Source organism: Limnoraphis robusta BA-68 BA1 (genome assembly GCF_034932365.1).
Classification (GTDB): Bacteria; Cyanobacteriota; Cyanobacteriia; order Cyanobacteriales; family Microcoleaceae; genus Capilliphycus; species Capilliphycus robustus.
On sequence record NZ_JAYGHR010000059.1, the window covers coordinates 1 to 4,198 of the forward strand.

Genomic DNA, 4,198 nt, shown 5'->3' on the forward strand with positions numbered 1-4,198 from the left:
CTCCTGAAGTGCGCGGCCCATCCGCCGGTTGCACTTCTGGTCGGTGCCGCCGAGCTCGACGTCGGCGTGCAGGGCGACCGAGTCATAGCCCTGGGCCAGCGGACAAAGGAACTCATGGATGGAGATCGGCTGCTGCGCGGCGTAGCGCTTGGCGAAGTCGTCGCGCTCCAACATGCGCGCCACGGTCAGCAGCCCCGCCAGCCGGGTCATGTCGACCGCGCTCATGCCGCCAAACCATTCCATATTGAAGCGCAGCTCGGTCCGGTCCCGGTCGAGGACCTTGAACACCTGATCGGCATAGGTGCGGGCGTTTGCCTCTACATCCTCGCGGGTCATCGGCTTGCGGGTCGTATTCTTGCCGGTCGGATCGCCAATCATTCCGGTGAAATCGCCGATCAGGAAGATCACCTGATGGCCCAGATCCTGGAACTGGCGCATCTTGTTCAACAACACGGTGTGGCCAAGGTGCAGATCAGGTGCGGTGGGGTCGAAGCCCGCCTTGACCCGCAGCGGCCTGCCCTGGCCGAGACTGGCCTCGAGCTGTTCCCGCTTGATCAACTCATCCGCCCCCCGGGCAATCAGGGACAGGGCTGCATCGACCGACTCACTGGCCATGGAAATCCTTCAAAGTGTGCGTGACAGCGCGCTCTTGGGCGCCATGAAGTTAAAGTGACGTTAAACGGACGGGATTCAAAAATCCAGCAGGAACAAAGGTTTGACGCCAAGTCCTGAGCCTGTTTATCGTAGCTGCAGAACTGCAAGAGTACTTCACGCGTGATCGAATCGAGCCGCCCGGGCGCCAGCCCGACCCAGGCCCCTCTTGTCAGTGGCTCTGACCTCCTCAGGAACCCAAGGCGTTGGCAGCGCGAACATTGGCTGCTGGCCAGCTGCCTCGGCACCGTGGCCGTGCTGGTAGCATCGATCGTGCCGGGCTTTGCCGATGCCCACCGCGAGAATGCCGCCCTGGGTGTCGCGGCGCTTTCGGACGAGTGGATCGAAGAGCGACTTCTGCTGCCGCCGCCGCTGGAGACAGTGCGCGCAGAGCCGATGGGCGACCAGCATCAGTGGCGTCCGGTGACCGTGCAGTCGGGGCAGAACATGGCCGACATCTTCCGGGCACAGGGTCTCTCGGGCCAGATGCTGCATCGTCTGCTCGGCGTGGAGGGAGTGCGCGAGGCGCTCACCCGCATCCGCCCGGGGCAGGTTTTCGACTTCGAGCTGGATGCAGACGGTGCGCTTACAGCGCTGCGCTTCGAGAAGGACGACAGCACGCGCGTGGTGCTGATCATCGACGATGCCGAAGTCCGGATCGAGAGCGAGCAGCGTGCGATCCAGCACCGAGTGATGGTCGCTTCGGGACGGATCAGCGATTCGCTGTTTGGCGCCGCCGAGGCGGCCGGCATGAGCAATGCGGCAACCCTCGAGCTTGCCAAGGCATTCGGCTACGACATCGATTTCGCTCAGGATCTGCGCGTCGGCGACGAGTTCCATGTGCTCTATGAAGAGATCTGGCGCGAGGGCGAGCGCCTGCGCTCCGGCGATATCCTGGCCGCTACCTTCGTCAATCAGGGCAAGCGCTATCAGGTGTTCCGCTATATGTTCGCGGACGGTCGCAGCGAGTACTTCGACGCCGAGGGGAGGCCGATGAAGAAGGGCTTTCTGCGCATGCCGATCGATTTTGCGCGGATCAGTTCGCGATTCAGCTCGGCGCGCCGGCATCCGGTGCTCGGAACGACGCGTGCGCATCGCGGGGTGGACTACGCGGCGCGCAGCGGCACCCCGATCATGGCAGCCGGCGACGGCAAGGTGCTGTTCGCGGGCTGGAAGAACGGCTACGGGCGGACGGTGATCCTGCAGCACGGCAACCAGGTGTCCACGCTCTACGCGCACATGTCGCGATTCGCCGGTCTGCGGACCGGTGCGCGGGTGCGCCAGGGCGACACCATCGGCTATGTCGGCGCATCGGGCCTGGCCAGCGGCCCGCATCTGCACTACGAGTTCCGCGTTGCCGGCGTCCATCGGGATCCGCTGAAAGTGACCATGCCCAAGCCCGAGCCTTTGCCGGCCGGCGAGATGGCGCGCTTCCGTCTGCAGAAAGAGCCGCTGATCGCGCAGCTGGCCCTGCGCGAGAGCAACGCACTGCTCGCCCTGCGTCAGTGAGCCCAGCGCCGGGCGATCTCTTCGTCGGGCTGATCTCCGGAACCAGCGCAGACGGCATCGATGCCGCGTTGTGCAGCTTTTCCGCCGGCACCCGTCTGCTGACTGGATTCACCCTGGCCTATCCGGCCGAGGTCCGCGAGGCGGTCGTGGCGCTCAGCCAATCCGATGTCGCGGCGCCCTTGGACAGCATCGGCGAACTGGATCACGCGGTGGCGCAGTCCTTTGCTGCCGCGGCAAACGCCCTGATCGATCGCGCCGGCGTGGCCCGTGACAGGGTCCGGGCGATCGGCAGCCATGGACAAACGCTGCGGCATCGCCCCGAGAGCGCGCATCCCTTCACCTGGCAAATGGGCGACCCGTCGCTGATCGCGGAGCTGACCGGCTGCACCGTGGTGGCCGACTTTCGCCGGCGCGACATGGCGGCGGGCGGTCAGGGCGCGCCATTGCTGCCTGCCTTGCATGCCCACCTGCTGCGCTCGGGCAATGAAGAGCGCGCGGTGCTCAACCTGGGCGGAATCGCCAATCTCAGCCTGCTGCCCCGGCAAGGCCCGGTACGCGGCTTCGACTGCGGACCGGCAAATTGCCTGCTGGATGCCTGGCACGCACGCCATCGTGGCGCTGGCTACGACACCAATGGCGAGTGGGCCAGCTCGGGAAGCGTGGACGATACGCTGCTGGCTCGCTTGCTGGACGAGCCCTGGTTTGGTCGCCCTGCGCCCAAGAGCAGCGGACGCGAAGTATTGAATCTGGACTGGCTTGCCGCGCGCGCCGGCGAGCGTCTTGGCCAGCTCGACGCGGCGGATGTCCAGGCAACTCTGCTGGCGCTGAGCGCTGACACCGTATCCGCGGCCCTGCTCCGCGAGCAGCCGGCTACTCAGCGTCTGCTGGTCTGCGGCGGCGGCGTGCACAACACCGCCTTGCTCGACGCGCTGCGCGCGCGGCTTCCTGGTGCGGTGGTTGAATCATCGGCCGCACAGGGCGTCGACCCGGATCTCATCGAGGCCATGGGCTTCGCGTGGCTGGCGCGGGCAACCCTCGCCGGCGAACCCGGCAACCTGCCCGAGGTGACCGGCGCGCGCGGGCCACGCATCCTCGGCGGCGTCTACTCCGCCTGAGCCGCCGGCGCCTGCGGTGGACGCAGCCAGATCAGCAGCAGGCAGGCGATGATGGCTGGTATGCCGATCAGGGCCGTGCCGACAAAGAACCACGCATAGGCCTCGAACAAGCTGCGGCCCTCGCCCAGCCACTCCACGATCGCGCCGGAGAATCCTTTTCCCACCTTGCCGATCAAGGCGTAAAAGGAGCTGAGCAGGGCGTACTGGGTGGCGGTGTAGCCGATGCTGGTCAGGCTCGACATGTAGGCGATCAGCGCAATGCCGGCAAAGCCGGCAGAGAAATTGTCGACTGCCATGGCCACCGTGAACACGGTCAGGTCGGCGCCGCTGAGTGCCAGCCATGCATAAGCGAGATTGGAGCCCGGGCCGAGCACCGCACCGAGCATCAGGGTGTGCAGGAAGCCGATGCGGATCGCCAGCACACCGGCAGCGGCGGTGCCGAGCAGGGTTGCCACCAGGCCAACGCTGCCGCGGATCGATCCGACCATTTCCTTGTCGAAGCCGAGGTCGGCGTACATCGGGTTGGCCATCGGTCCCATCACGAAGTCGGCCAATCGGTAGAGACTGATGGTGGCCAGCATCAGAAAGGCCCACTGCCGGTGGCGGCGGAAGAAGGCGATGAACGGGCCGATCACGGCATCGAACAGGCCGCGTGTGGTCCACAGCATGGGCTCGCCGTAGTGGGCGCCGACGCCGCCAGGCTCGCGGGCCTTGAGCGCGGCGACCAGTCCGACCGCCATCAGGGCCGCCATCGTGGTGTAGGAAAGCGACCAGCCGATATAGGCCGCGAGCACAAGAATCAGGGCATCGGTGATCAGCAGGGCGCCGCGGTAGCCGAGCTGGTAGGCGGTGCTGAGCAGGGCCAGCTCTTCGCCCGAGTCGGCGCTCTCGATGCGCCAGGCATCGACCACGATGTCCTGGGT

3 protein-coding genes and 1 pseudogene are annotated in these 4,198 nt (G+C 66.2%); 2 read left to right on the top strand and 2 right to left on the bottom strand.

The features are described from left to right. A partial coding sequence (gene tyrS, locus VB836_RS13420) for a tyrosine--tRNA ligase (RefSeq protein WP_323219768.1) occupies positions 1 to 615 on the bottom strand: 615 nt, incomplete at its 3' end. 159 nt (positions 616 to 774) lie between these two features. Between tyrS and VB836_RS13425 the strand changes: the two genes are divergently transcribed. After that, complete coding sequence (locus VB836_RS13425; RefSeq protein WP_323219769.1) at positions 775 to 2,160, top strand: M23 family metallopeptidase; 1,386 nt, start codon at positions 775 to 777, stop codon at positions 2,158 to 2,160. Next, positions 2,157 to 3,275 (top strand): anhydro-N-acetylmuramic acid kinase, encoded by a 1,119-nt coding sequence (locus VB836_RS13430; RefSeq protein ID WP_323219770.1) that lies wholly within the window; start codon positions 2,157 to 2,159, stop codon positions 3,273 to 3,275. The genes VB836_RS13425 and VB836_RS13430 overlap by 4 nt, the downstream gene beginning before the upstream one ends. Here the strand turns inward: VB836_RS13430 and VB836_RS13435 are convergent. Next, positions 3,263 to 4,198, bottom strand: a pseudogene (locus tag VB836_RS13435) (hypothetical protein); the annotation flags it as partial. The gene VB836_RS13430 and the pseudogene VB836_RS13435 overlap by 13 nt on opposite strands.